Here is a 26,986-nt window from a genome sequence, read left to right as displayed (position 1 = left end):
CTTATTGTTTAATGGTAGAGATTTTTATAGTTGTAAAAATTGTGATTGAATAAAATCAACCACTTTGGGCAGGCTGTTGGTGTTTTGGTATACTTGAATTTGCTTATCGGCTCCGGTACCTTCTTCTAAAATAGTATGTATGTATTGTAAAGCGCTCCTGCTATCTAAATGATCCACTACATCATCAACAAAATCAAGCAATTCTATAATAAGCTGTCGGGTGGGTACTTCGGTTTCTTTTCCAAAATCAATCAAAGTGCTGTCAATTCCATAGCGGCTGGCCCGCCATTTATTTTCATTAATTAATGCCCTCTGGTATGAAATAAAGTTAAGATTATGTGTGCGTAATAAATATAATTTGGCACAAATGGCTTGAAATAGTGCAGCTATGGCAATGGTTTCTTTTATTTTTAATGGAACATCACAAATCCTAAATTCAACTGTGTTAAAAAATGGATGTACCCTTACATCCCACCAAATTTTTTTAGCATTATCAATGCAATTGGTTTTAATTAATAAGTTAACGTAGGCCTCATATGCTTCTATACTTTGAAAATGATCGGGAATGCCGGTACGGGGAAACTTATCAAACACTTTTGAACGAAATGATTTGTATCCGGTAAAACGCCCTTCCCAAAAGGGAGAATTGGTACTTAATGCATACACATGTGGTAAAAAATAGCGGGCACTATTGGCAATATGTATGGCCATTTTTCTATCTTCTACGCCCACATGTACATGTAATCCAAAAATTAAATTGCTTCTTGCGGCTTCTTGTAACTCGTTTACAATTTGGTGATAACGGTCATGGTCGGTAATTAATTGGCTATTCCAATGGCTAAAAGGATGTGTACCGGCTGCCCCAACAGCTAATCCCATACTATTGGCAATGGCAGAAATATTCCCTCTTAAGGCAGCAACATCATCTAAAGCCTCATTTATGTTACTGCAAACATCAGTGCCAACTTCTACAACTGCCTGATGCATTTCAGCTTTCACTTTATCTTTCAAAAGCTTTTGCCCCTCAATTACAATTTTTTGTTCATGACTTTTTAGCTCCCGGCTTTCGGGGTCAATAACCATATATTCTTCTTCAATACCTATAGAAAATTGGTGATAGTTAGGGGTTGACATATATAAAATATTTCAATTCTTAATTTGAATCATTAATAAAATGCGCTTTTTGAGCAACTTCTTTTTACAAATTCACCCCAGGTTAAGTTATCTCTTCCCGGTTGTTGAGTTTGGGCTCTTTCAATAGCGAAATTAGCTGCTGTTTCTACAACCCATTCAAAGTTTTCTTCACCCACACTTGCTTTGTCAGCATCGGGTGCGGGGTTACAAAAATCAATCGCAAAGGGTATACCGTTACGTACAGCTAATTCTACAGTATTAAAATCATAACCTAAGTATTGATTAATTCGAATGACAATATTGGTCATTTCTTGCAATAATTGAGGCGAGGGATTAAAATGTGCTTCATACCTTAAATGATGCGGATTGCGGGGTTCATAAGGCATTATTCTTACATGCTTGCCGCCAATACAATAGCAGCGATAGTATTCTTCAAAAATAATTTCTTCTTGTAAAAGCATTACTAACTGTCCGGTAGTATTGTATTTTTCAAAAAAATCGGCTTCATCTTCTAATTTAAATACATGTTTCCATCCCCCACCTGCAAAGGGCTTCATATATGCAGGGAAGCCAACATATTCAAAAATACCATTCCAATCTAGCGGGTATGCTAGGTTTGCAAAGGATGCGTCGGAAGTATCGTCGGGTAAGTTTTTGGAAGGGAGTATAACAGTTTTGGGGACAGGTACATTAATTTTTGTTGCTAAGCAGTTATTAAAAAATTTTTCATCAGCACTCCACCAAAATGGGTTATTAATAACTGCAGTACCACATAAGGCAGCATTTTTTAAATAGGCTCTATAAAAAGGCACATCTTGGCTAATTCTATCTATAATAACACTATAACCGCTATCTTCTCCTTGCATAACTTTACTTATCAATACAGGTTTTGCAATAATATCTTGTATTTGTTTATGGTTAATTCTTTCTATAATTGCCTGGGGAAAACTTCTTTCTTTTCCGAATAGAATACCTATTTTTTTCATAATATCTAAATTTGAAAATGATTCTTAAAAAAGAATTTTTAAAAAAAATTACAACATTAAAATAAGCTTTTTTATTTATGCTGCCATATGTTTATTGATTTTTTTTCTAAAATGAATACAGTAATTATTACAAAAGAGAATTAGTTGCATTTTGAATTGCCTACAAAAATTTAAATTTTACTTCGCTCCAATTATTATATTTGATATATGCCAATGGATGCTTTGCAAGAAACAACCAATTTCACAGTTGTTGCACATACTTTATATTCACAGTACTTAGAACGCAATGTTGAGGTTGAATTTTATGTACCTCCGGATATGCATGTATTAGAAGAAGTTAGTTTGTTGTTTTTTAATGATGGCCAGGATTTGGTTAAAATACCATTACTAGAAAAATTAAATCAACTGAATGCTGAAAACAAATTAACCCCATTGTTATGTGTTGGTATTTATTGTGGTGAAGAGCGAAAAAGAGAATATGGTGTTGCTTTTAGCCCCGATTATTTAGGCCGTGGTGATAAAGCTGGCTTATATACAAAATTTATTTTTGATGAATTATTGCCTTTTGTAAGAAAAAAATTTCATGCACCTTCTTTTAAAGAAAAAGCATTTGCTGGGTTTTCGTTAGGTGGTTTGAGTGCTTTGGATATTGTGTGGAATCACGCAACAGAATTTGCTAAAGTAGGTGTATTTAGCGGAAGTTTATGGTGGAGAAGAAAAGCTTATGATGAAGGGTATAATGATGAAACAGATAGACTCATGCACTTGCAGGTGCAGCATGGTACTTTCTATCCATGGTTACAATTTTTTTTACAATGCGGTACTTTAGATGAAACTGCTGATCGTAATAATAATGGTGTTATTGATAGCATTGATGATACACTTGATTTAATTATAGCTTTAAAAGCTAAAGGTTTTACGGATGCACACATTCATTATTTACTTGTTGAAAATGGGAAACATAATTTTACAACATGGGGTAGTGCAATGACAGAATTTTTGTTATGGGGCTGGGGAAAATAAATTATTCTGTTTTCAAATATTTTATACAAAAAAAGCTGGAAGAAGATTCTTCCAGCTTTTTTATTTACGTTTTAAACTATTGTTTTAGTTGAACAAGTAACGTACTCCAATTTGTCCTTGCCAGCGAGAGAAAATGCTGGTGTTATCTTGGAAACTATTAACCAATGGAATTTGGTTTTTAGGATCTTGATACAAGAATGAGAACATGGGTTTACCTGCATTTACACCAGATTGTGCTATACCTTCAAACTTCAAGAAAGATGTGTTGTTGAAGGTTTTTGCAATACCCCAATTTGGATTTAAGAAGTTGCCCACGTTAATTAAATCGAATGTTAAACGAAGTGTATGACGATTTTTTCCTGCTTTAATAGAAAAGTCTTGTGTAACATTCATATCTAAATGTTTGTACCATGGTAAAACAACTGCATTTCTTTCAGCATATTGACCTCTGTGCTTACTTAAATATGGGTCTTGTTGAATGAAGTTATTCAATTGATTCCAAATAATATCAGGAGTACGGGTATCAGTTATAGCTCCACCGCCACCTGTATTTACTGGTACTAAAACTATGTCTGATTGAGTTTTAGGGATATAAATTAATGAACTGTTACCTCCGGTAGCGGCGTTTACTAAATCTCCTTGGTAGGTATACGAACCAACACCTGCAGTTGCAGCCTCAAATACAAAACCTATTGAAGTTGCATAATGTTTACCATACTCAAAGCGGTATTGTGCATAACCGATAACGCGGTGAGGTTGATAGTAACCTGCATAACCTAATTCATCAGAGTTTAAGTCGCCATGTGTAGGTCTGTCTCTCCACATACTTTGTGCAATTGAACCACCATCATTCACATTTTTAGCTTGGCTATAAGTGTAAGCAATGCTTGTAGTTAAATTTTTAACTGAGCGTTGGAACTGAATAGTTGCTGTGTAAGCATATCCTTTATTGGTATTAGCCATCAAAATAGCACTACTAATATTAGGGTTAGTTACACTTGCTCCACCGGCACCAGACCAAATTTTGGGTGAAGAGTAACGTAAACGATTATCAGGTCCTACTAATGGAGTTCCTGTTGAAGGAAGGTTTACGTTTTGGAAATATACTCCATTAACGTCTTTTGAATAGGTTAATTCGATAGTAGCTACAATATTACCAGGTAATTTCTGGTCTACGGCACTACTTAACTTCATTACTTGTGGGTATTTAAAGTGTGGGTCAGTAAATACTAAGTTGTAAGAAGTGTTGGGAGAGGTGGCAGCCGGTCTGTAGGTATTGATATTGGGACTAAATACCCAAGGTTGACCTGTTGCAGGGTTAGTTTTTGCTTGGAAAAATGACCCAAACTGCACGCCATTATTACTAGCTTGGTTGCTAATCCATACAAATGGTGGAGGACCGGCAAATAAACCAAAACCGCCACGAACTTGTGTTTGGTGGTTATGATTAGGATCCCAGTTAAAGCCAATTCTTGGAGAAACTAATACTTGAGTATTTGGTTTATGTCCTACATCATAAGTTTTTCCATCTCTAAACTGCAATTGAGAAGCATAAGGGTTAGCAGTAAAACTATTGGTGAAGATAGGTGCATCTAAACGTAAACCATAAGTAAGCGTGAAGTTATCCTTCATTCTCCATTTATCCTGTGCAAAAACGCCTAATTCATTTGCACCAACTTTAGCATAGGGAAATGAACCATCGGGCGTTAAAGCATACTGTAAGGTATAGTTTCTTGCAGTCGGAGCTCCATTAATGGCACTGTTATAAAAATCAGTTAACGTATTGAATTGATAATCTCCAGCATAGTTAGGTGCAAAACCGTTTACAAATCTTTTTATGTAATTCTGTGTACCTAAAGTAATTTCATGGTTGCCTTTATATACTGTTAAGATATCGGAAAATTGAAATACATTGGTATTCAATTTATTGTTGTAAGTGAAGGGCTCATAACCAAAAGCAGTATAGCTTTGTCCTAAACCATTCATAATGTCAACCATTGGGAAATCAGCACCGGAAAGGCTAGATCTATAATCTCTTAAAGCTGTGTAACCTACTTGCAATTTGTTTGAAACTCTATTGCTAAAGCGAGTGTTTAATTCAGCAATAACAATATTAAAGTTGTTGTTAATTCTGTAACCACTACCACTGAAAGGTAAGCCGGTTAAGCTAGGCTGACGGTTACCATTTGGAGCACCGCTATTACTTGCAGCAATATCACGATAAGACTTTAAGTAGTTGTATTTTAAAGTGAAAGTGCTGTTTTTGCCTATGTTCCAGTCTAAGCGAGCAGTTAATTTATCGCTATAAGTGTTGTAATTGTAGTTTTGATAGTTGCCAGGGTTGTATCCATATTTCTGAATTAAAAAGTTTTTCAGAGCATCTAAAGTGTCAGCTACGGCTTGTGAAACAACACCAGGAACTGATGCTTGTCCGGGTTTTGCAGCTACATAAGTAGTAGCAGGTTGGCTAATTCTTTCTGATTCTGCACTAACAAATATGAATAATTTGTTTTCAATGATGGGTGCACCAATTGAAGCACCACGTAAGTTATAAGTATAGCTTGGGCGTGGTACAGTGTTCGTTCTTACATTGTATCCTTGCAATCCGGGAGTACGTATGTAGGTATAAACAGATCCTTTTACTTGGTTGGTACCACTGCGGGTTACCGTATTTACACCGGCACCGGCAAAACTACCTTGACGAACGTCATAAGGAGAAATATTCACTTGAATCTGCTCAATGGCATCTAAGCTAATAGGCTGAGAGCTAGTTTGTCCTCCTAAAGTTGAAGATAAACCGAAAGCGTTATTAAAATTAGCTCCATCAACAGTAATGTTATTATAAGAACTATTCATACCTCCAAAGCTCAATCCATTTGCGGAAGGAGTAAGACGTGTGAAATCCTGTAAGCTACGGTTAATGGTAGGTAAGCGTTCTATTTGAGCACGGCTAACAATTTCTTGGCTTCCTGTATGCCCAGTATTAAACACTTTATCTTGTCTTAAACCTTTTACTTCAACAGTTTTAAGCTCATTGGCAGCGGGTGTTAAACCAAAATCGGCTTTAAATTCCTGTCCTAATAATAAGAATACGTTGTCTTGTTGTTCTGTTCTATAACCCAAAAAAGTAACGGTAATTTGGTATGGGCCACCAATTTTCATGTTGGCCAAGTTGTATCGACCATCTTTACGAGTTGTGGTTACGTACTTCGTACCGGTGGGTAAGTGAATAGCAGTAACAACAGCACCTTCTATGGGGGTATTCCCATCCATTACCCTTCCTTGTATGTCGGAAGTAGTTTCTTGTGCTGTTGCATAACTAATGGCCCCAATAAATAGGGCTAACATAATTAGCAGTTTTCTTAACATGTGATTTGAGTTTTTAATTTCGGTTGCAAAATTGTAGGTTAACTTTTAACATAGCTTTATGTCCATGTTACCGTTTTATTAACAAAAAGCAAATGTGCGGTTAAAAAGCAGAAGCCCCGAAATTTTCGGGGCTTCTTTATTAAAATTTAATTGCTATTAAGCTAAAGTTTAAAAGAAGTATTTTAAACCTAACTGCATACCCCAAGTACTTGAGGTAGTTAGTGTATTCTGCCAAGGCTTAGTCAATAATTGACCATTTAAGGTTTGCATCTTAAATGTTGGACGCCCTTGGCTATCTAAATTATTAAAAATTAATGGTTGTGTAGTTGTGGTTTGTTGACGAACACCCCACATTTTATTAACCAAATTACCGGCATTTAAAATGTCTACAGAAAGTTGTAGGGTATGTTTTCTATTACCTACTTTAGCATAAAAATCCTGTAAAATTCTAACATCAAAAGTGCTTAACCAAGGCAAATAAGCAGCATTTCTTTCAGCATCTTTTCCCTTATTGTTTCTCAAATAAGGTGTGTTTTGAATAAACTGCTGGAATGCAGCAGCTTGTTGTGCCGGAGTAAATGAACCGTTTTGCACAAATATAACTTGTGATGGATCTTTGGGTATGTACATCAAATCAATTCCACTTAAACCATCATTATTAATATCACCTTGGTATACATAGCTATAATTGTTTTGCTTAGCTAACTGACCAAAAATACTGATGGTAGTTGCCATATGGTTTAAATACTCCCAACGATAAGAAAGAGTACCAATAAAGCGATGTGGGGTTACGTATGAGGATGTAGCCAATTGAACGGTGTTAGGTGTTCCGGTGGTTGCGTTACTATTCCAAACTGAAGTAGCTTGTGAACCAGGATTAGCACTTACTTCAGAAGCAAAGCTAGCTGTGTATGCAAATGAACCGTAGAATCCTTTAGCAGCAGATTTTTGAATTTGGAAAGTTGCAGAACCACTTGAGCCTAATGTTGTATTTTCTAATACAATTGCTGTATTTATATTGCTGTATACATATCTGGCAGCTAAAGAAGAAAATCTTCCTCTGTAATCAATTCCATTAATGGTGCCATCAGGATTTTTTAAGTTGGCATTGCGCATTACCACTGCATTAACATCTTTTGTGTATAAGAATTCAGTAGTAATTAACCAGCCTTTACCTAATTTCTTATCAAATGCTAAGTTAGTACGCCAAACCTGTGGGAACTTAAAGTTCGGATCAATCAACACAATATTAGCATTGTTGGGTAAAGCACCCGGAGTAGGGTTGAATTTGCTTAAATATGCATCAGGGTTCGGATTGAATAAGAAATTTTGCAATTGAGCAGCATTGTTTACTGCTTGTCCGCTTTGATACATGAAGCTGTTAGATGGCATATTCGTTAAGAATACAAAAGGTATTCTTCCTGTAAATAAACCGGTACCACCACGGAATACTAAATTCTCTTCATCAATTTTATAACGGAAACCTACACGAGGTGAAAAATATAATGTGCTTTTAGGCCATTGTCCGGTGCTATAATGAGTAGGATTACCATTTTTGTCAGGGAAGGTTAGTGCCGTGATGTTTGGATTTTCTAATGGTTGCTGAGGATAAACTGGCTTATCAATTCTCAAACCATAGGTAATCTTCAACTTGTCATTAACGTTAAACTCATCCTGTGCATAAATACCCAACTGTCCAATTTTTAAATCGGCTGAATAAGGAGCTGGTGTGCCAGGTACCAAAGAGAAGGTATAGGAGAAGAATACCGGTGCACGATTATTCATAAAGTCACTTAATGAATTATAAGCATAGTAACTTGATGCACCCGGCATAAACATATTACCTACGCGTTGATATTCATAAGTAGCTCCGAAAGTTAAGGTATGCTTACCTGCATAATAAGTAAAGTTGTCAGTGGCATTGTAAATGTCATTGATAACATCATTATTACGAGTAAAAGGGTCATTTCCGGCAGACATATAGTTTTGACCATTATTATTGAAAATATCAATAGTTGGGAAAACTTGTCCACCTGGAATGGTTCTGGTATCACGCACTTTGGTAATGGTAGCAATAAACTGATTTGAGAAGCGACTGCTGAAACTTGAATTCAATTCTATAGCACCTGATCTTACTAAGTGGTTAAAGCCATAGTTAGAATTGCTAAATGCCATAGAGCGTAAGCTAAAGCGGTTGTTAGGTAAACGGCTTACTTGGCTACTGCTACCTATTACTGAGAAAGGAGCAGCATTAGGTATACTACTACCGTTTAATGGGTTCATGTCAGTACCCACCAACTCATTGTATTTTACACTCAATTTGTGCACTTTATTAATGTTCCAGTCAACCTTCAATAATAATTTGTGGTTGGCTGCAACAAAGTTGGGGAAGTTATCATAAGCCCCCGGATCATAATTGTAAGTGTTTTTCAGGAAGTCTGAAAATTTCTTTAAAGAATCAATAGGCGTTTGTGAAACGTTACCAATACCACTTCCTCCTGTTGGTGAATAGGTAATACCCGGTGAAGTATTTTCTTCATGCTCATAGTTAGCAAAGAAGAATAATTTGTTTTTGATAATTGGTCCACCTAAGGTAAAACCGTATATTTTTTTGGTAGAAGGTGCGGGGTTTGTTAATGTAACCGAACCTACTTTTTTACCATTATAATCTTGATTGCGATACAATGTATAAGCAGAGCCATGGAAAGTGTTGGTACCACTTTTGGTTACAGCAAAAATACCTGCACCTGTAAAGCCTGATTGGCGAACATCATATGGAGCAATATTTACTGAAACTTCTTCAATTGCATCTAATGAAATAGGCTGGCTACCACCACCTGGTAAAGGGTCAGAGCTTAAACCAAAGTTGTTATTTAGGTTGGCACCATCAACCACCACATTGTTATACCTACCATCGCGACCAGCAAAGCTGTTACCGTTAGCCTGAGGGGTAATACGGGTAAAGTCAGTAATACTTCTGCTAATAGTTGGTAAAGTTGATAACTGCCTTTGAGAAATTTGAGTAGAAGCACCGGTGCGGTCTGTGTTAATTTTCCGTGCTTGTGATGATACCACTACTTCGCTCAAGTTGTTTGTTGCATCTTGCATGGTAACATTGGCAATGTAGGGTTCACCCAAATTCAGGTAAAAGTCATCTACTACTTCAGGTCTTAATCCTACATATTTAAACTCAATTTTGTAGGGACCGCCAATTCTTACATTTGGTAAAGTGTATTCACCGCTTTTACGCGATACTGTTGTGTACACGGTTCCCGAAGGAATGTGGGTTGCAGTAATTGAAACACCTTCTAAAGGTTTTCCGTCTTGCATTTTTACAAAGCCTTTAATGCTACTGGTGGTTACCTGGGCAAATAGAGTTACCGGTAAGCATAGTAATAGCAATACAAGGACTCGCAGTAGTTTTTTACTAAGCATAATGTTAAATTTTTCAGAGGCAAATAAAATGAATTATTTAGGTTCAGCAACATTAAAATATTAACAAATCGTTGCTTTTTATAAACGTTTACCGATTTTAAGGGAAAATCGCCCTTTTTTTAAACGCACTTAGCCAATAAGCATACACATATTTTTTAAACAAAAACGCTAGCTTAGCTGTACTTTTGTAGTTAATTATCATTTATGTTGAATTCTATTCAAGAAGGTATTGAAGCCATTAAAAATGGCCAATTAGTGATTGTTGTTGATGATGAAGACCGTGAGAATGAAGGTGATTTTATTACTGCTGCTCGTAATGTAACGCCCGAAATTATTAATTTCATGACTAAGGAGGGGAGAGGTTTAATTTGTGCGCCCATTTCAGAGGCTTTAGCTCAAAAGTTGCAGTTAGATTTAATGGTGAACCAAAACACGGCTTTACACGAAACTCCTTTTACAGTTAGTGTTGATCTATTAGGACATGGTTGTACCACAGGTATAAGTGCTCATGATCGGGCAAAAACTGTACAAGCTTTAATCGATCCAAATACAAAGCCTGAAGATTTAGGTCGTCCCGGTCATATTTTTCCATTGCGCGCCAAAAAAGGTGGGGTTCTACGCAGAACCGGCCACACTGAAGCTACGGTAGATTTGGCTCGTTTAGCAGGTTTTGAGGAAGCCGGAGTTTTAGTAGAAATTATGAATGAAGATGGAAGCATGGCGCGATTACCTCAATTACTTGAAATTGCCAAAAAATTTAATTTAAAAATAATTTCTATTAAAGACTTAATTGAATACCGCTTACAACTAGATTCATTAATTGAAGAAGTTACAAGGGTTGAAATGCCTACTAAATATGGCTATTTTAAACTGGTTGCTTTTAAAGAAAAACTTACCGGTGGGGAACATTTAGCACTGATTAAAGGAGATTGGCAAACCGGCGACCCTGTTTTAACCCGTGTTCATAGCAGTTGCTTCACCGGTGATATTTTAGGAAGTTTTCGTTGTGATTGTGGGGAACAATTACACAAAGCCATGCAAATGGTTCAGGCCGAAGGTAAGGGAGTAATTTTATACATGAACCAGGAAGGACGTGGTATTGGATTAATGAATAAACTAAAAGCCTATAAATTGCAGGAAGAGGGAATGGACACTGTTGAAGCAAACTTGCATTTAGGTTTTGGCATGGATGAACGTGATTATGGAGTTGGCGCACAAATTCTTAGAGCATTAAATGTAACTAAACTGCGTTTAATGAGTAACAATCCTAAAAAAAGAGCCGCTTTAAAAGGTTATGGCTTAGAAATTATAGAAGTTGTACCTATTGAAATTCCACCTAATCCTTTTAACGAAAAGTACCTGCAAACAAAACGTGATAAAATGGGGCATGAAATTTTAAAGAAATAAACATAAAAAAGCGGTAATCTTTTAACGATTACCGCTTTTAACTTTATCTATCTTTTAAGTAAGCTTCTTCCCGTTCATATTCTTTTTCATAAGCTTTTATAATGGCTTTTACCAGCCTATGCCTTACTACGTCTTCTTCAGATAATTCAACATGTTCAATACCATCAATCTTTTGTAAAATACGTGTTGCTTTATGTAAACCACTTCGTTGATTTCGCGGCAAATCAATTTGAGTAGGATCGCCGGTTATAATAGCTTTCGCATTGGCACCAATGCGGGTTAAAAACATTTTTAATTGTAAATCATTGGTGTTTTGTGCTTCATCTAGAATAATAAATGCATTATCTAAGGTTCTACCACGCATGTAAGCCAATGGCGCAATTTCTATAGTACGCGTAGTCATATAATAACCCAATTTGTCTGCAGGTATCATATCATCTAATGCATCATAAAGTGGTCTTAAATAAGGATCAATTTTTTCCTTCAAATCACCGGGTAAAAACCCCAAACTTTCACCGGCTTCAACAGCCGGTCGTGTCAGAATAATTTTTTTAACTACTTTGTTTTTTAAAGCACGCACAGCTAATGCTACTGCTGTGTAAGTTTTACCGGTACCAGCGGGGCCAATGGCAAAAACTATGTCATTTTTATCAATGGCTTGTACCATTTTTTTCTGGTTTGCAGTTCGGGCACGAACGGTTTTACCATTGGGTCCAAACACCAAAATGTCGTTGGGGTTTCTATCAATAAAATGATCTACAGTTTCAGCATCATCACCCCCCAGTATTTGTTCAAAGTAGTTTTCACTTAAATGGCCATTTCGCTCTAAATACTGCAGTATAAGTTCAATTTTTTCTTTGGCTGCATCAATTTGTTCCGGTGCTCCACTTATTTTAATTTGTGTACCCCTAGACAAAATTTTTAATAATGGAAATTTTTTTTTCAGTAAATCAAATTTGCCATTGTTTACACCAAAAAACTCAATGGGGTTAACGTTGTTTAGGCTAATAATTGTATCTGTCAATGTATATGGATTTTGGGTTAACAAATAAGGTTAGTAATAGATAACCGCTTCTTTCAAATTTAATTTTTTTATTCATTTAATTACAAACTTGTTTATGCACATGTGTGGAAAGAATTTTTATAAAAGAGTAACACACACCTTAAAAAGCTTGTTGTAATTTAAAGATTAAAATTGCAGTTAATCATTATTATTTTGTTAACAACATGGGTTTCGTAACAATTAATTATTGCTCTATTATTCCGGATGAATTAAATGCATAATTCCTGAAGTAGCAATTTGTAAGCCAACACAAAAAACCAAAAATGCACTTAAGCGATTTACAATTTGTCCTCCCTTTTCACCTAATTTTTTAATGAGTATTGGTGTATAAGCGTAGCTTAAAAATATAAGAATGGCCATTAGCAAAACCGCAAAAATTAAAGCTCCTAAATTGATGAAATAAGCAGATATTTTTTTGGCATTACCATGCGCACTTAAAGTCAACAGAACTGAAATAGTGCCTGCGCCGGTTGTCATTGGGAAAGATAATGGATAAAATAAAATTTTATTAACACTGTCCATATCAGTATCTGTATCAGGGCTTTTGGTTTCTTCGGTAGGCTTAACATCATTATTTGATGATAATAATTGCCAGCCCATTTTGCAAATTAAAATACCACCCGCTATTTGTACCACCGGTATTGAAATGCCAAACAGTTTAAATATCCAACTGCCTAAAATGGTCGCTACTGCACATATCATAAAACTGTATATAGCAATTTTTTTGGCTGCAATTATTCTTTGACTACTTGTTAAATGTGCAAGCAAAGGATCCATTATTAAAGCAGTGCCAATTGGGTTTACAGGCGGAAATAGTGCAACAAATCCTATGAACGAAAGATTTAAAATATTAAAAATGATATTCATTTATTTTAAGGGATTATGTGTTATTGGATGATTGATTTTGGGAATCTAGCTTTTTTAATATTTCTAATATTAATTCATTTTGTCTTTCTAAGTGTAATAAAATGGTTTCAATTTCCATTTCTGATTTTTGGTTAATTCTAAAATCGGTTTCAGCTCTTATTTCTGCGTGTATGCCTTGTAAGTTCTGCCCAACCATAATTAAAGGCATTAATAAAATTTGAATTAAATTAGAGATGAATAGCCAAAGTACAAAGGCAGGATAGGGATCAAATCGTAAAGCCTTCGGGCCTAATGTATTCCATAATAACCATAAAGCAGACCAGCTCAATATTAATATGAAAAATCGCATACTACCCACTTTTAAAGTAATCCATAATGCTAATTTATTAAGCGGAGTAAGTTGTTGCTTGTATGTCGTGTTTACATTTACTACAGGGCTATCAGACGAGAACGTATTATTCTCGTTAACTATTTTATTAATAGTATTCATAATGCAAAATGGGTTCTGATTATTTAATTTTTTTTAGTTGATGAATGGTTTCTTCAGGGGATGTTGAATGAAATACCGAACTGCCTGCAACTAAAACATCAGCTCCACTGTGAATTACTGCTGAAGCATTCTCAATAGAGATGCCTCCATCAACCTCAATTAATACATGTGGTGCAATTTTATTAATTTTTTGCTTCAATTCTTTTATTTTAATAAGAGAATGAGCAATGAATGTTTGACCGCCAAAACCCGGATTTACACTCATTATTAAAACCATGTCAATATCTGTCAGCACATTTTCTATCATGCAAATGGGTGTATGTGGATTTAATGCCACCCCAACTTTTATTCCTAAATTTTTTATTTGTTGAATATTTCTGTGTAAATGTGGGCAAGCTTCAACATGAACTGTAATGCTATCTGCCCCGGCTTTTTTAAAGGCTTCCACGTAATTTTCGGGTTCAACAATCATTAAATGAACATCTAATGTTTTTGTGGTGGCTTTTCTTATAGCTTCAACAACCGGAATGCCAAAACTAATATTTGGCACAAATCGTCCATCCATTACATCTAAATGAAACCAATCAGCCTCGCTTGAATTCAATCGCTGACATTCATTTTTTAAGTCTAAAAAATTCGCAGCTAAGATGGATGGTGCAATGATGGGCATAAAATTTTTATTTTTCAATTTTATGAAATGGTAAAAAGCAAATTTACTGATTTTGCAATCGGTTTATTGCAGATACTGCTTCATGCAGGGTTGGGTCTAAGGTAAGTGAAGTTTGATAGTTTTTAATGGCTTCATTTTTATTTTGCATAACTTCATAACACTTGGCTTGCCAATAATATGCATCTGCATATGTATTATTCACCTTCGATGCAAGTTGAAATATTTGTAAAGCTTGAATATAATCTTTTCTATCAAAATAAATAAACCCTTTTTCCATATAAGCTTCCATTAAAGTAAAATTTAAATTTATGCTTTGGTTAAACATGCCTAATGCTTTTTCCGTTTGTCCGGTTCTGGCATAATAAACACCTTCAATAAAGCTACAATTCGCATCAACTTCTCTACCAAGTTTTAAATCGAATACCTGGTTGCATAATTCAATTGCCTTTACATTTTTTTGTTCAGCATATAAATTGGCCAATGATAGTAGTGCATTGGCATCAGGGTATATTTCTATCGCATGCTTATAAGCATCAATGGCAGCAGCAGTATCTTCGGCATTTTCCAGCAAATGTCCTTTTCTATACCATAATTCATAGTTAAACTTATCATTCATGATAAGTGAATCTAGTTCGGCAATAGCAGGTTTAAACATATTTAAACTGTCTAACGCATCCAATAATTTCATTCGTAATGCAGTGCTGTCGGGATGGGTATTCACTACTTGTTGAAGCTTAGTAATGTATGGATTAATAAGGGTTGAATTGTTTGAAATGGTATTATTGAATTGTTTATCAGTTTTAGCTTGATGGCAGGCCATTACCCAAAAAAGAAAAAAAATTAAGATTAGGTATTTTATTGGTTGCATAGCTATTAAATTACTGATTACAGATATTTTATGCTTTTATTGAATCATTTAATTCCTTATACTTGCAAAAGTAATGGGCTATATGCCAAAAAAAATTAAAAATAAACGTTCTGTTTGCCTTTCAACCTTACTTCATATTTAATTTGCAATGATGTAATGTTTTGTAACTGAAAGTTCTATCTTCGGTGCTTTAAAATTAAAAAACATGGATACCCTTAACTCCTTATTGCTATTTATTCATAGTTGGTTACGTTGGATAATTTTGATTTTGCTATTGGTCGGTATTTTTAATAGCCTTTCAAAAATGCAGCGCCCATTAAGTAATGTGGCTAAAAAAATGAATTTATGGTTAATGATTGCTGCGCATATTACTTTACTAATTGGGTTGTATCAGTATTTTTTTGGTCCAAAAGGATTTGTTTTTTTCAGAACAATGGGGGTAGCATCAGTAATGAAAAATTCTGTTTACCGTTTTTGGGCAGTGGAGCATATTACAGGAATGATTATAGCCATTATTTTAATTACAATTACAAGGGGTATTGCTAAAAAAGATATGGAACCGGCTAGAAAAAACAAGAAGCTTTTGGTGTTCTATATTTTTGCCATTGTCATCATAATGGCCTCAATTCCTTGGCCTGGAAGATTTGGCGATTTACCACTTTTCCGTGGGCTATAAGAATTAAAAATTTTCATTTTTTGTAAAAGAGGCTTTCGCCTCTTTTTTTTATCTTTGAAGGAAGCCAATTGTTATGCCCTATTTTAGAAACTTTATTTATTGGATAGATAAGCGAAAGTGGAAATATGTTTTTTTGCTTACTATGTTGGAGCTTTCAGGAATTTATGCTTCCAACTAAATTGTAATGCTATTTTTTATTTTTCAAATTTTATTTGTATGCCTTATTATATTCAAAGAGGTAGTATTCCTCCCAAACGTCATACCCAATTTCGGCAAACCAATGGTTCATTATATGCCGAGCAACTATTTTCTACTGAAGGTTTTAGTAGTGATTATACTTTAATGTACCATTACCATCCACCTACACAAATCATTAAAGTAGATGAACCCATTAACTTCATGCCTGAAATAGCGGAAGAAAAAATGCTGATGCATCGCTGTTTTGAAACATTTAAGGTAAAGTCCGAAGCAGATTATTTAAAAAGTAGAAATCCCTTATTGGTGAATAATGATTGTTCAATCATTGTTGCCGCTCCTGAGAAAAGCATGGAGGAATATTTTTATAAAAATGCTGATGCTGATGAACTTTTATTCATTCATGAAGGCAATGGTATATTGCATTCTCAATATGGCGATTTATACTTTCAATATGGTGATTATATCGTTATTCCTCGTGGCACTATTTACCAAATTAGTTTTCAAAGTACTCAGAATCGATTGTTTATTGTTGAGTCGTATAGCCCCATATGTTTCCCTAAAAAATACGTTAGTAAAAAAGGACAATTATTAGAGCACTCACCTTATACAGAGCGCGATTTGAAATTGCCGGAATTTAAGGAACCCATAAATTCGAAAGGTGATTTTTTGATTGAAACAAAAAAACGTGGAATGCTTTATGGCATTCATTATGCCAATCATCCATTTGATGTAGTTGGATGGGATGGTTGCTCTTATCCTTACATTTTAAGTATTCACGATTTTGAACCCATTACCGGCCGTGTACACCAACCCCCTCCGGTGCATTTAACTTTCGAGGCTAACAATTTTGTTGTTTGTAGTTTTGTTCCTCGTTTATACGATTATCATCCATTAGCTATTCCTGCACCATATAATCATAGTAATATTGATAGTGATGAGGTGTTATATTATGTTGATGGCGATTTTATGAGTAGAAAAAGTGTGACTAGAGGAATGATTACTTTGCATCCTGCGGGTATTCCACACGGCCCTCATCCGGGTGCGGTTGAAAAAAGTATAGGTAAAAAAGAAACACAAGAAGTAGCGGTAATGGTTGATACATTCCATCCTTTACAATTAACAAAAACAGTCTTAGAAATTGAAAATAAGGATTATACTATGAGCTGGGCAGAGTAAAAAATGTTCTATTTTTTGAGAAACATATTATTGCTAAAAATAAAAGCTGTTATGTATATCCGTTAACAGCTTTTATTTACTAAATAAATTATTTATTTGCTCAAATTGTAAGCCATTCAATTAATTTAATCAATACTTTTCAGCTAAGCTTATATCGTTGCCCAACCCTTAAATTTTATGGCTTTAGGTCTGCTTACAATGGCTTCTTCTAACTGTTCCCCAAATTTTAGAAAAGCTTTTAAACGTTGATTAATGAACGGTTTAATATAGTTGATACTTTTTTGGTGTATAATATAATTACGATTAATTCTGAAAAATTCTGCAGGATTCAGTTGCGTTTCAAGTTCATCCAAATTATAATTGATCAAAAATTTTTGTCCTGAATGGCTAAAAAGATTTACTAATTTATTCTCCGATTTAAAAAATGAAATGTCACTGATGGGTATTAAAAATTGTTTTGAACCCACTCTTCCCCAAAATTGATTCATATATCCATTCTTATTTTGTTCGGAATTTTCTTTCAATTGTTTAATCAGTTGTAGTTTATCTAATGCAATTTTTAAATGTTTTTTGGTAATAGGTTTTAGTAAATAATGTATGCTAAAGTAATTGAATATATCCAATGAATAGGCAGCTTGCGTTCCCATGAAAATAATGGGGCATTTTATATTTTGCTTATTTAATAGTTCAAATGCCGTTCCCTCTTGCAATTCTACATTCATAAAAACCGCATCCGGTAATTCATGTGTTTCAAACCAATGAGTAGCTTCATTTATGTCACAAACTAATAATTCAACTACTATATTGGGATGTCCATGATTCAGTAGTTGTTTTAAACGTTTGGCGCTTGAAATATCTTTTTCCATTATTAGTACTTGCATAGCAAATAAATTAGTTAAACATATTAATGAAGCAATTTTGCTAAATACTAAAGGTGAATTTGGAATTTTCTTTCTAATTAGCAAATGATATTAAAATAGAATATAACAGTCATTCTTTTATATTGTTTATTTTATAAAATGCTACTGCATAATTGTATTCATTTCATTCGTAATTTAATGTTTGAACATTTGTAATGTAATATATAAAATAAAATAGCCTTTCACATTATTTATATTGCGAAAGGCTATTATAAGTCAGATAAAATATTTACGCTTTAAGGTAGTAATACACGATCAATTACATGCACTACACCATTGGTAGCCATTATGTTTGTTGCTATAATATTAGATGCAACAGTGTTACCATTACCCTTAACTGTTGCACCACCCGTTAATGAAATTGTTAGTTTTTCCGAATTTAAAGTGGTGGGTTGAGCTCCTTGAGTTAAATCAGAAGAAAATACCCGAGCACCAATAACATGGTAAGTTAAAATAGAAGTTAAAGTAGCCGGATCTGCATTATTTATATCATTCACAGTAGCAAAACCTGCTGCACGGAATGCTGCATTGGTAGGTGCAAATACAGTAAAAGGACCGGGTCCTGAAAGCACTGCGGCTACATTTACTGAGCCCTGACTAGCTCTAAGAACAGCTGCTACTAAATAACTAAAACTTGTATCACTTTGTGCAACTTGTACTATATTACCAACAGGTGGAATTAATACCCTAGCTATTGCATGAATTACACCATTGCTAGCCATTATATCAGCTTGTGTTACCGGAATACCATTAATAAAAACACCATTTGCGTTTTTAGTAACAAAAACAGAATCGCCGCTAGCTGTAATTACTTTAGCGTTAGGTCCCGCAGGTACATTGGCTGCAGGTATGTTGGCAGGAATTGTGTGATATAATAATAGCGTGTTTAGCTGGCTAGCGGTTAATGAATTAATGACGGAAGCAGTAATTCCACTTCCAGCAAATGCAGTATCGCTAGGAGCAAAAACAGTAAAGGGACCTGTTCCATTTAATGTGGTTGCTAAATTCGCTTTTAATACAGCCGTCTTTAATAAACTAAAATTTGCATTGTTTGAAACAATGGTAGTAATGGTTTGCTGGTTGGTTGACGGATTATTTGAGCTTTTCTTGCAGGCACTTCCAAGCAATATAATGGCAGATGCCAATAAGCTCAAAGTAAAAGTTTTTTTCAACAGTAAATTTTTCATAACGGTAACGTTTTGTTTAATTTTTATAACATAAATATCAAACAACAGTTACCCAATTATTACTGAACTGTATATTTTGATAGCTGAATTGTTCTTTTTGAGTAAATTTTCACATTTACACACCCAAAAGATGTAACTAAAAAGAAGGTGATTAAAATGCATATAATGTTAATTGAAAAAGACAAGTGCTAAGTTTTATTGCCATATTTTTTTTATATTCATGTTCTAAAACTTACCAATATGATACCGTTTCACGAACTTAAAATAGGTGACTATGTAAAATGCACCTATAATGGAAAACAATGGGATGGAGAAGTAACAAATTTAAACAATGATGAAAAACAGGTTTGTGTGGCTACGGAAGTGCAGGAGTTTTGGTATACACCTGATGCACTTGATCCATTGCCTTTAAATGATGAGCAGTTGCAACATTTAAAGTTTAAAAAAGAACAAATGCCCGATGGTTCCGTTAAATACAGTAAAGGTGCATTTAGAATGTTAATTCCAGGTGATGGCGACTTTTCAGCAATTGATTTATGGTATAGGGAAGATAGGCGTTATCATCCCAATGTACATTATATACATCAACTCCAAAATCATTATAGTGATATGACTAAAATTCACTTGACTACAGAACCTATGTAATAATAATTACAATCATTTCCATTCATCATAAATAAGGGCAGTTCTTTTGGACTGCTTTTTTTGTTTAGTTATATTCACGTTTTAATTATGATAACCTCAATAATTATTTTAAACTATCGTTATGCGTAAATGGATATTGTTTTTATTGTTAATCTCATTTTCTTTAGTTGCTTTTTCTCAGCAAGAAGTTACCAGCCCGGACGAATTTTTGGGATATACAGTCGGAAGTAAATTTTCAAGGCATCATCAAATAGTTGATTATTTTAAATTAGTTGCCAAACAGCGTCCAGATTGGGTTAAAATAATGCCCTATGGAAAAACAAATGAAGGACGTGAACTGCTAGTAGCGGTCATAGCTACGCCCAGTAACCTTCAAAGAATTGATGATATTCGGAAAAATAATTTGCGGATAACCGGTTTATTGAAAGATGGTGTAGCAGCAAACACTACTAATGCAGTACCCATTGTTTGGCTAAGTTACAATGTGCATGGAAATGAAGCAGCATCAAGTGAAGCAGCTATGTTAACCCTATATACATTGGTGAAACCCGACAATGCTGATGCGCAAAAATGGTTGCAAAATGAAGTAATAATTATGGATCCTTGTATAAATCCTGATGGTCGCGATAGATATATCAACTGGTACAATAGTGTAGTTGGTACACAAATGAATGTTGATATACAATCTCGTGAACATATGGAACCTTGGCCCGGCGGAAGAACCAATCATTATAATTTTGACTTGAATAGAGATTGGGCTTGGCAAACACAATTAGAAACACAACAACGTTTAAAGCTATACCAACAATGGATGCCTGAAGTGCATGTAGATTACCATGAACAAGGATTTAATGAACCTTATTATTTTGCACCTGCAGCAGAACCTTATCACGAGGTAATTACTCAGTGGCAACGCGATTTTCAACAATTAATTGGAAAAAATAATGCGTCTTATTTTGATAAGAATGGTTGGCTGTATTTCACCAAAGAACGTTTCGATTTGTTTTATCCTTCCTATGGCGATACTTATCCAATTTATGATGGGGCTATTGGTATGACCTTTGAACAAGGGGGGATACGTGCCGGCCTTGGTGTAATTAATGATGATGGTGATACTTTAACATTACGCGATAGAGTGTTGCACCATTTTACCACAGGAATTTCAACAGTTCAGGTTAGTGCTGAACAACACCAACAATTGATAGATAATTTTAAAAAATATTTTGATAATAATAATAACGCTGTTAACAATATTTATAAGACCTATTTAATCACAAGTAATGATGCTAACAAGATAAATGCCGTAAAAGAATTATTAGATAAAAATAATATCGAATATGGCGTTGCAGAGGTAAATAATTTAAGGGGGTTTCATTATGCTACTAACACTGTTGAAAATGTTCAGTTGCAAAAATATCAACTTGCTGTATCTATGTTCCAGCCCAAAAGTAGCTTAGCTCGAGTATTGTTTGAACCTAATTCAAAACTGTCTGATAGTGCAACCTATGATATTACTGCTTGGAGTATACCCTATAGTTTTGGGGTAGATGCATATGCTTTAAATGATAAAGTTACATTAAAGCCATTGGTAACTAATACAATAAATGCTGGTAGTATTGCTGTAAGCACTTATGGTTATATCATTCCTTATCAATCCTTTAACGCAGCTCGTTTATTAGCTTATTTAACCAATAATCATGTAAAAGTTAGGGTAACGGCTAAACCCATAACATACAATAATGTAACTTATCCCGTAGGTACTTTATTGGTATTAAAAACAAGCAATGATTACTTAAATTGGGTATCGCTAGTTAAAAATGCAGCAGTTAGATATAATATTTTACCTGTAGAGGTAACAACAGGTTTAATGCAAAAAGGCCCTGATTTTGGCAGTTCTGATATTTCTGTAATAAATGTACCAAAGGTTGCATTAATTACCGGTGAGCAAAGCTCCGCAACAGATGCCGGGGAAGTATGGAATTATTTTGATAAGGCTTTAGAATATCCTGTTACATTATTAAATGCAATTGATATTTATCGTTTGAATTTAAATGCATATAATGTAATTATTGTACCCGATGGGTATTACAAAGTTTTTAATGATAAATCTGTTGCAGACAAACTAAAGAGTTTTGTAACAGCAGGTGGGAAATTAATTACCATTCAAAATGCTACAGCTTTAATTGGTACTAATATTTTTGGTTTAAAGCAGAAAGAAATAAATACAGAAGATACAATAAATATTAGCAAACTTCCAGTTTACAATGAGTCTGAAAGAAATGACCTATCTTTTTCTATTCCAGGAAGTATTTACAGTGTGCAATTAGATAATACGCACCCACTTGCATACGGTTATGATAAAATTTATTATACACTTAAGCAGAACACTGATGTATATGAATTATTGAATAACGGTTGGAATGTTGGTACAATTGCTGGCAATAATTATGTTGCCGGATTTGTTGGCAGTAAAATTAAAAATAAGCTGAACAACGGAGTACTATTTGGTGCACTTAAGTTTGGAAAAGGTAATTATGTATTTATGGCTGATGACCCTATATTTAGAATGTTTTGGGAAAACGGGAAGTTAATGTTAGCTAATGCTATTTTTATGGTGCAATAATAAATTTTAAAAAATATATATCTAATAAAGCCCGTTATTTAACGGGCTTTTTAATGGAATGTTATCTTCAGCAATCAAATAATTTTTTGTATATTGTTGATAAAAAAATGAATCCATTTTGGTCGCAATTTATATATCATCAAATTTTACGAAGGAAAAGTGTTGTTATTGAAAAAACGGACTCTAATTATAAAAAAGCTAAAGGTTTTCGTTTTTTTAAATTATTGTTTTATAGGTTTTTAAAAGATGTTGTATTGCTGGTTGGTGGTATTCTATCTGCTGCTTTTGGATTAAAAGGTTTTTTGTTGCCCAATAAGTTTATCGATGGGGGTGTTACCGGAATTTCTTTGTTAATGGCTGCATTAACTCATTTGCCAATTTATGTATACATCATCATTATTAATATTCCATTTATCTTATTGGCATTTCGAGTAATTAATCAAGTATTTGCTATTAAGTCAACGCTGGCTATTGCAGGTTTGGCAATTAGTTTAGCCTTACTAAATTTTCCGGTAATCACTAATGACCATTTGTTGGTAGCTGTGTTTGGTGGATTCTTCCTTGGTGCCGGAATTGGGCTTTCGGTACGTGGGGGTGCTGTTATTGATGGTACTGAAATTTTGGCTATTTTCTTAAGTAAAAAATTACGCACTACTATTGGTGATATTATTGTAGTAATTAACCTTATTATCTTTTCTGCAGCAGCCTATTTATTGTCTATTGAAGCTGCAATGTATTCTTTAATAACCTATTTGGCAGCATCTAAAACGCTTGATTTTATAGTTGAAGGTATTGATGAATATATAGGGGTAACCATCATATCACCTCATCATGAAACTATTCGTCAAATGATTATTCATAAAATGGGCAGGGGAGTAACTGTTTACAGTGGTAAAAGAGGCTTTGGCAAAAATGGCGAAACTAAAGAAGTGGATATTATTTATACTGTTGTTACAAGGCTTGAGCTAAATAAACTAAATGCGGAAATTGAACGTATAGATTCCAATGCATTTGTAGTGATGAGTAGTGTGAAAGATACAAAAGGAGGTATGATTAAAAAGCGAAGAGTATAAATTGCTGATTTTGTATGTTTTTTAGTTTATGCTTTCCTATATGTAACTTTCTTAAGCTGATATTGTATAATACCTTTAAAAATAGCAATTTTGACTGTTCATGTATACGCAAATAAATTTCTATGCGCTCAAAAAACATGTCTAGTAATTCAAAACTTTCTAAAAATATTGCTCAAACCCCTAAAAATATTTTTGAAGAAATTTTCTTGCAATCAACTGTAAGTACACAAATTCTAGATAAAGAAGGGTGGTGTGTCCGCATTAATAAAAAATTGTCTGAAATATTTGGTGTATTACCTAAAGATATAGAAGGTAAGAAGTATAATATTTTTCAAGATGCTGAAATTAAAAAGCATGGTATTGATAAATTATTAAAAAAAGTGTACACTGAAAAGTCAATTGAACAATGGGAGGTATTTTTTAACATTGATAACGCCTCAAAATCGCAAAACATTCCTATTGCTACACCGGTTACAAAGTGGTTTTCGAATACGGCCTACCCGGTTTTAAATGAAAAGGGAGAGTTAGAAAATGTAATTATACAACATCAGGATATTACCCTGCAGAAGGAAAATAGTTTACGTTTAAAGGAGAGTGAAGAGAGTCTTCAGAAAATATTTAATTCTTCACCTGTGGGCCTTTTACTTTCCAATACAGAAAATGAGGAAATTATAATGGTTAATCGTGCGGTTGAGCAATTAATTGGGTTGCCCTCAAATAAAATTGTAGGCAAATCAGTTGCTTATTTTTTAGCCGATAAAGCTGACCAAAAAAAATATGTTGCTTCTATTAAACAGTTCGGAAAAGTAAGAAATATGGAAGTGGCTCTTAAAAAAGCAAACAATCAACTTATTACTTGCTATGCCTCTGGCGATGTTGTTGAAATGAATGGGGAATCACTGTTTTTAACAGGGATTGTAAATATTTCCGAACTAAAGCAAACCCAATACGCCTTACAACAAAGTGAAGCCAAGTTTAAGAATTTAATTGAAGACTTACAGGTTGGATTATTGGTAATGGATGAACATGCCAACATTTTAATGTTTAATAAAGCAGCATGTAATTTATTGGGTTATTCTTCCGAACAGTTATTAGGTAAATCTGCTTATGATACAGATTGGAAAATAATTCGTGATGATGGCACTTTTATGCCGGGTAATGAATTCCCGGTGCCTATAGTTATTGAAACATTACAACCTGTGCATAATTGTACTATGGGCATGTACAGACCTCTATACCATGACTGGGTTTGGCTTTTAGTTGATGCTATACCGATATTTGATAATAGCCATAATCTTCAACAAATTATTTGCACCTTTAGCGATATTACTGAAAAGAAACAGTTGGAGAAACAAATTCAAAACCAACAAATTAAAGAACAGCAACTTATTACCGAGGCAATTATTCAAAGTCAGGAAGAACAGCGCGAAGAAATGGGTCGCGAATTGCACGATAACATTAATCAATTATTAGCCGGTGCAAAAATATATTTAGATATGGCTATTAAAAATACTTCCATGAGTCATAATTTAATGTATAAAAGCATGGATATTTTAGATAAGGCCATACAGGAAATTAGAAAAATCAGCAAAATGTTGGTAGCCCCGTCATTGGAAGAAGACAGTTTACAACTTTTGGTAAAGGATGTGGTGAATACACTCAATAATAATAGGTCTGTAAAGTTTAAATTTGTGTTTGATAATTTTATAGAAGAAGGTTTAAGTAAAAATATTAAGCTTGTTTTGTATAGAATTATTCAGGAACAAATGAATAATATTTTAAAACATTCGAAAGCTACAGAAGCAGTTATTGAGCTAAATTCAGAAAATGGGTATGTGTATCTTACTATAAAAGATAATGGCCAAGGCTTTGATACCTCAGCAAAACCAAAAGGTATAGGGCTTAGAAATATAACTAATCGCTTATTATTGAATAATGGTAAGATGTTCATCGATTCATCTCCCGGGAATGGTTGCAAATTGTACATTAGTATTCTTATTGAAAATGAGGATACGCAATTATAAATTTTTTAAAAGAATAATATAAGTTGGGAGGTGATCACTATAGCCATTTTTAAATTGCATTCCCTCCCACGTACGCATTGGGTATCCTTTGTATTTCCCAGTAGGTTCTAATAAATAAGAAGCATTGTAGATGCCGCATTTATAAAAGTAGAAATTTGATTGTTGTTTATCTATCCATTCGGTTGAGAGTATGATTTGATCAAATAACGACCATGCATCTTGGAAGGCCAAAGTTCCATTACCATTTTTAAACAAGGGGAAAAATGGATTGTATAAGCTATTGTATCTTTCAGTCCTTATTTCTTTGGCTCCTAAAATATTGTAAATGCTTGCATTGTTTGGGTTATCATTAAAATCGCCCATTACCAATATTTTTCTTTTATAATCTATTCTTTTAATGTTATCTATATGATTCTTTAAAATTTGTGCGGCTTCTAAACGGGCGGGTTCACTGTGTTGGGTACCCCCGTATCTTGAAGGCCAATGATTCACATAAACATCAACTATTTCACCATCTAACAAACCTTCCACCCATAAAATATCACGCGTATACTTGCTTTCTTTACTTTTTCCTGATAATACAATGGATAGGGGCTTGCTTTGTAATATTTTGAAATAATTGGGCTGATATAGCAAAGCCACATCAATACCTCTTACATCTTTGCTATCAAAATGAATAAATGAATAATTACCACTTCGTAAGTAAGAGTGGTTAATTAAATCGTTTAATACCAACTCATTTTCAATTTCTGCTAATCCAATCAACGCAGGCAACATCATTTGTTTCCCAAAAGCTTCTTGTCCAATTCTGGCAATTGTGTAAGCAATATTATTCAGTTTCGAGTAATAAAATGTAGTGTTATAATTTCTAGCTCCGGAGGGCGTAAATTCCTCATCCTTGTATTTGTTACTTGGGATGGTGTCATAAAAATTTTCCACGTTATAAAAGGCAATAATTGCCGATTTATAAATATTGGTTTTTTGACCATAGCTAATGCTGGCTATAAGTACTAAAAAAAATAGAATGTTTTTCATAGTAAAAATGTTCTAAAATAAAAATATTAAAAAGATATTAAAGTAATTAAAAATTGTATTAAATTTATTTTTATAATCCTGCTATACTTGTGTGGTAAAGGGCATGATTGTAAATAT

At 34.1% G+C, this 26,986-nt stretch carries 20 protein-coding genes; 8 read left to right on the top strand and 12 right to left on the bottom strand.

Annotation, left to right across the window (positions count from 1 at the left end; translation table 11 throughout):
• Nucleotides 1-24: 24 nt before the first annotated feature.
• Together ACP5P5_RS01360 and ACP5P5_RS01355 are read right to left on the bottom strand one after the other, a co-directional pair.
• Complete coding sequence (locus ACP5P5_RS01360) at nt 25-1,134, bottom strand: carboxylate-amine ligase (protein WP_428284326.1); 1,110 nt, start codon at nt 1,132-1,134, stop codon at nt 25-27.
• Nucleotides 1,135-1,166: 32 nt separating this feature from the next.
• Nucleotides 1,167-2,120 (bottom strand): ATP-grasp domain-containing protein, encoded by a 954-nt coding sequence (locus ACP5P5_RS01355; protein WP_428284325.1) that lies wholly within the window; start codon nt 2,118-2,120, stop codon nt 1,167-1,169.
• Nucleotides 2,121-2,327: 207 nt separating this feature from the next.
• On the opposite strand from ACP5P5_RS01355, the gene ACP5P5_RS01350 reads away from it, so the two are divergent.
• Complete coding sequence (locus tag ACP5P5_RS01350; RefSeq protein ID WP_428284324.1) at nt 2,328-3,143, top strand: alpha/beta hydrolase; 816 nt, start codon at nt 2,328-2,330, stop codon at nt 3,141-3,143.
• A gap of 84 nt (nt 3,144-3,227) precedes the next feature.
• Here ACP5P5_RS01350 and ACP5P5_RS01345 read toward each other — a convergent pair whose 3' ends face one another.
• Nucleotides 3,228-6,491 carry a TonB-dependent receptor gene (locus ACP5P5_RS01345; RefSeq protein WP_428284323.1) on the bottom strand — a complete coding sequence of 1,088 codons (3,264 nt, stop codon included), beginning with the start codon at nt 6,489-6,491 and terminating at the stop codon, nt 3,228-3,230.
• Between the two features lie 189 nt (nt 6,492-6,680).
• On the bottom strand, nt 6,681-9,947 hold the full coding sequence (locus ACP5P5_RS01340) for a TonB-dependent receptor (protein ID WP_428284322.1): 3,267 nt from the start codon (nt 9,945-9,947) through the stop codon (nt 6,681-6,683).
• Between the two features lie 204 nt (nt 9,948-10,151).
• Between ACP5P5_RS01340 and ACP5P5_RS01335 the strand changes: the two genes are divergently transcribed.
• A complete protein-coding gene (locus ACP5P5_RS01335) occupies nt 10,152-11,354 on the top strand; it encodes a bifunctional 3,4-dihydroxy-2-butanone-4-phosphate synthase/GTP cyclohydrolase II (RefSeq protein ID WP_428284321.1) in 1,203 nt (400 codons plus the stop codon).
• 43 nt (nt 11,355-11,397) lie between these two features.
• Here the strand turns inward: ACP5P5_RS01335 and ACP5P5_RS01330 are convergent, their stop codons facing one another.
• From ACP5P5_RS01330 to ACP5P5_RS01310, 5 genes are all read right to left on the bottom strand, one after another.
• Nucleotides 11,398-12,378 (bottom strand): PhoH family protein, encoded by a 981-nt coding sequence (locus tag ACP5P5_RS01330; RefSeq protein WP_428284320.1) that lies wholly within the window; start codon nt 12,376-12,378, stop codon nt 11,398-11,400.
• A gap of 234 nt (nt 12,379-12,612) precedes the next feature.
• On the bottom strand, nt 12,613-13,284 hold the full coding sequence (locus tag ACP5P5_RS01325; protein ID WP_428284319.1) for a MarC family protein: 672 nt from the start codon (nt 13,282-13,284) through the stop codon (nt 12,613-12,615).
• Between the two features lie 13 nt (nt 13,285-13,297).
• Nucleotides 13,298-13,774, bottom strand: coding sequence for a DUF1003 domain-containing protein (locus ACP5P5_RS01320; protein WP_428284318.1), 477 nt, complete (start codon nt 13,772-13,774; stop codon nt 13,298-13,300).
• A 19-nt stretch (nt 13,775-13,793) separates the two neighbouring features.
• Nucleotides 13,794-14,444, bottom strand: coding sequence for a ribulose-phosphate 3-epimerase (rpe, locus tag ACP5P5_RS01315; protein WP_428284317.1), 651 nt, complete (start codon nt 14,442-14,444; stop codon nt 13,794-13,796).
• A 43-nt stretch (nt 14,445-14,487) separates the two neighbouring features.
• A complete protein-coding gene (locus ACP5P5_RS01310; RefSeq protein ID WP_428284316.1) occupies nt 14,488-15,312 on the bottom strand; it encodes a tetratricopeptide repeat protein in 825 nt (274 codons plus the stop codon).
• A 205-nt stretch (nt 15,313-15,517) separates the two neighbouring features.
• Between ACP5P5_RS01310 and ACP5P5_RS01305 the strand changes: the two genes are divergently transcribed.
• Nucleotides 15,518-15,988: a hypothetical protein gene (locus ACP5P5_RS01305; RefSeq protein ID WP_428284315.1), complete on the top strand. Its 471-nt coding sequence runs from the start codon at nt 15,518-15,520 to the stop codon at nt 15,986-15,988.
• A gap of 216 nt (nt 15,989-16,204) precedes the next feature.
• Nucleotides 16,205-17,362: a homogentisate 1,2-dioxygenase gene (locus tag ACP5P5_RS01300; RefSeq protein ID WP_428284314.1), complete on the top strand. Its 1,158-nt coding sequence runs from the start codon at nt 16,205-16,207 to the stop codon at nt 17,360-17,362.
• A gap of 149 nt (nt 17,363-17,511) precedes the next feature.
• Here the strand turns inward: ACP5P5_RS01300 and ACP5P5_RS01295 are convergent, their stop codons facing one another.
• Nucleotides 17,512-18,243 carry a LytR/AlgR family response regulator transcription factor gene (locus tag ACP5P5_RS01295; protein ID WP_428284313.1) on the bottom strand — a complete coding sequence of 244 codons (732 nt, stop codon included), beginning with the start codon at nt 18,241-18,243 and terminating at the stop codon, nt 17,512-17,514.
• 275 nt (nt 18,244-18,518) lie between these two features.
• Nucleotides 18,519-19,469 (bottom strand): fasciclin domain-containing protein, encoded by a 951-nt coding sequence (locus ACP5P5_RS01290; protein ID WP_428284312.1) that lies wholly within the window; start codon nt 19,467-19,469, stop codon nt 18,519-18,521.
• A 240-nt stretch (nt 19,470-19,709) separates the two neighbouring features.
• Between ACP5P5_RS01290 and ACP5P5_RS01285 the strand changes: the two genes are divergently transcribed.
• The 4 genes from ACP5P5_RS01285 to ACP5P5_RS01270 all read left to right on the top strand — a co-directional run bounded on the left by ACP5P5_RS01285 (nt 19,710) and on the right by ACP5P5_RS01270 (nt 25,834).
• Nucleotides 19,710-20,114, top strand: coding sequence for a hypothetical protein (locus ACP5P5_RS01285; protein WP_428284311.1), 405 nt, complete (start codon nt 19,710-19,712; stop codon nt 20,112-20,114).
• 121 nt (nt 20,115-20,235) lie between these two features.
• The gene (locus ACP5P5_RS01280; RefSeq protein WP_428284310.1) at nt 20,236-22,737 is read left to right on the top strand and encodes a M14 family metallopeptidase; all 2,502 of its coding nucleotides are present in this window, start codon (nt 20,236-20,238) and stop codon (nt 22,735-22,737) included.
• Between the two features lie 107 nt (nt 22,738-22,844).
• A complete protein-coding gene (locus tag ACP5P5_RS01275) occupies nt 22,845-23,810 on the top strand; it encodes a YitT family protein (protein WP_428284309.1) in 966 nt (321 codons plus the stop codon).
• Between the two features lie 137 nt (nt 23,811-23,947).
• On the top strand, nt 23,948-25,834 hold the full coding sequence (locus tag ACP5P5_RS01270) for a PAS domain S-box protein (RefSeq protein WP_428284308.1): 1,887 nt from the start codon (nt 23,948-23,950) through the stop codon (nt 25,832-25,834).
• On the opposite strand, the gene ACP5P5_RS01265 is transcribed toward ACP5P5_RS01270, so the two are convergent.
• Entirely contained in the window at nt 25,829-26,869 is a 1,041-nt protein-coding gene (locus tag ACP5P5_RS01265) for an endonuclease/exonuclease/phosphatase (protein WP_428284307.1), read from the bottom strand. The genes ACP5P5_RS01270 and ACP5P5_RS01265 overlap by 6 nt on opposite strands.
• Nucleotides 26,870-26,986 lie beyond the last annotated feature (117 nt).

The organism is Hydrotalea sp. (assembly GCF_049968455.1).
Classification (GTDB): Bacteria; Bacteroidota; Bacteroidia; order Chitinophagales; family Chitinophagaceae; genus Hydrotalea.
Note: the sequence above shows the minus strand (reverse complement) of the source record. Positions and strands in the feature narration are given on the sequence as shown.

Bases quoted from the DNA above. Each gene is read 5' to 3' on its own strand.
- ACP5P5_RS01290 (WP_428284312.1), bottom strand. From the start codon at position 19,469: ATGAAAAATTTACTGTTGAAAAAAACTTTTACTTTGAGCTTATTGGCA.
- ACP5P5_RS01360 (WP_428284326.1), bottom strand. From the start codon at position 1,134: ATGTCAACCCCTAACTATCACCAATTTTCTATAGGTATTGAAGAAGAA.
- ACP5P5_RS01275 (WP_428284309.1), top strand. From the start codon at position 22,845: ATGAATCCATTTTGGTCGCAATTTATATATCATCAAATTTTACGAAGG.
- ACP5P5_RS01280 (WP_428284310.1), top strand. From the start codon at position 20,236: ATGCGTAAATGGATATTGTTTTTATTGTTAATCTCATTTTCTTTAGTT.
- ACP5P5_RS01265 (WP_428284307.1), bottom strand. From the start codon at position 26,869: ATGAAAAACATTCTATTTTTTTTAGTACTTATAGCCAGCATTAGCTAT.
- ACP5P5_RS01295 (WP_428284313.1), bottom strand. From the start codon at position 18,243: ATGCAAGTACTAATAATGGAAAAAGATATTTCAAGCGCCAAACGTTTA.
- ACP5P5_RS01325 (WP_428284319.1), bottom strand. From the start codon at position 13,284: ATGAATATCATTTTTAATATTTTAAATCTTTCGTTCATAGGATTTGTT.
- ACP5P5_RS01320 (WP_428284318.1), bottom strand. From the start codon at position 13,774: ATGAATACTATTAATAAAATAGTTAACGAGAATAATACGTTCTCGTCT.
- ACP5P5_RS01305 (WP_428284315.1), top strand. From the start codon at position 15,518: ATGGATACCCTTAACTCCTTATTGCTATTTATTCATAGTTGGTTACGT.
- ACP5P5_RS01285 (WP_428284311.1), top strand. From the start codon at position 19,710: ATGATACCGTTTCACGAACTTAAAATAGGTGACTATGTAAAATGCACC.
- ACP5P5_RS01345 (WP_428284323.1), bottom strand. From the start codon at position 6,491: ATGTTAGCCCTATTTATTGGGGCCATTAGTTATGCAACAGCACAAGAA.
- ACP5P5_RS01310 (WP_428284316.1), bottom strand. From the start codon at position 15,312: ATGCAACCAATAAAATACCTAATCTTAATTTTTTTTCTTTTTTGGGTA.
- ACP5P5_RS01350 (WP_428284324.1), top strand. From the start codon at position 2,328: ATGCCAATGGATGCTTTGCAAGAAACAACCAATTTCACAGTTGTTGCA.
- ACP5P5_RS01340 (WP_428284322.1), bottom strand. From the start codon at position 9,947: ATGCTTAGTAAAAAACTACTGCGAGTCCTTGTATTGCTATTACTATGC.
- ACP5P5_RS01355 (WP_428284325.1), bottom strand. From the start codon at position 2,120: ATGAAAAAAATAGGTATTCTATTCGGAAAAGAAAGAAGTTTTCCCCAG.
- ACP5P5_RS01335 (WP_428284321.1), top strand. From the start codon at position 10,152: ATGTTGAATTCTATTCAAGAAGGTATTGAAGCCATTAAAAATGGCCAA.
- rpe (WP_428284317.1), bottom strand. From the start codon at position 14,444: ATGCCCATCATTGCACCATCCATCTTAGCTGCGAATTTTTTAGACTTA.
- ACP5P5_RS01300 (WP_428284314.1), top strand. From the start codon at position 16,205: ATGCCTTATTATATTCAAAGAGGTAGTATTCCTCCCAAACGTCATACC.
- ACP5P5_RS01270 (WP_428284308.1), top strand. From the start codon at position 23,948: ATGTCTAGTAATTCAAAACTTTCTAAAAATATTGCTCAAACCCCTAAA.